At 44.5% G+C, this 894-nt stretch carries 2 protein-coding genes; both read left to right on the top strand.

Annotation, left to right across the window (positions count from 1 at the left end; all coding sequences use genetic code 11):
* Window positions 1-673 (top strand): methyl-accepting chemotaxis protein (locus tag A3738_RS04760; protein ID WP_304440067.1); only part of this gene is annotated, 673 nt, incomplete at its 5' end.
* Window positions 674-676: 3 nt separating this feature from the next.
* Window positions 677-894, top strand: a 218-nt coding sequence (locus A3738_RS04755; protein WP_197473596.1) for a hypothetical protein, incomplete at its 3' end; no start/stop codon positions are given.

The following is an 894-nucleotide window of genomic DNA, read 5'->3' as shown; positions in this document are numbered from 1 at the left end:
TAAAAATGCCCATGAGGAAATAGAAAAGTCTCGGGCGCAAACAAGTAATGGCATTCAGCAAGCGCAGGGCGCGACGACCAAGATAAGTCATATGGTATCGCTGTCTCAGCAAAGCGAATCGTTGGTGGCTGAGCTTTTTGCGTTAACCGAACATGTGGCTACGATGTCTCAAATCATTGTAGATATTTCCGATCAGACCAACTTGTTGTCTTTAAACGCTGCGATTGAAGCGGCTAGAGCGGGCGAGCACGGTCGTGGCTTCTCTGTTGTCGCTGACGAGGTGCGTAACCTTTCAATTCGATCAAGAGAATCTGCCAATCAAATCACACAAAGTATTCATGATGTGCACACAAGAATGGCCGATGTTACCCGAATGTCTCGCAAAGTAATTGATGCCGCAGAAGACAATGCGAAGAGTATCGATTCGCTAGAAAGCTCGCTTGTATTGATTGATAAAATGGTGGATGAAATAGCGCATAACATGCTGGTGATCGCACAAGCATCAGGTCAGCAAAGTGTTGCGACCTTTGAAATCTCCGAAAACATGGAATCCTTGTTAGAACGCGCAAATAACAACACCTTAATCGCAGGTGAAACGGTAAAAATTGCCGAGTACCTCGCTGAAAAAGCAGAGCGTTCTCGTGGACATTCAGCTCAACTAGCAGAGGTATAAGACATGGAAGTTCTGGTATTTATGTGTGTTACAGGCATTGTTGCATTAGCGTATTTCTTGGTGTTTCTGCCTAAGCGTCGACAGTCACAACAACGCAATATTCTGAAAAGCTTAGAAATTGTTATGTCGCTTAAAGAACTCCTTATTTTGATACAACAACATCGGGGTCTTACCACAGGCTTTTTGCATGGTGATGCGCAGTTAGAACGGTCCATTGGGAA

The sequence above is a fragment of the Oleiphilus sp. HI0066 genome (assembly GCF_001635725.1).
Note: the sequence above shows the minus strand (reverse complement) of the source record. Positions and strands in the feature narration are given on the sequence as shown.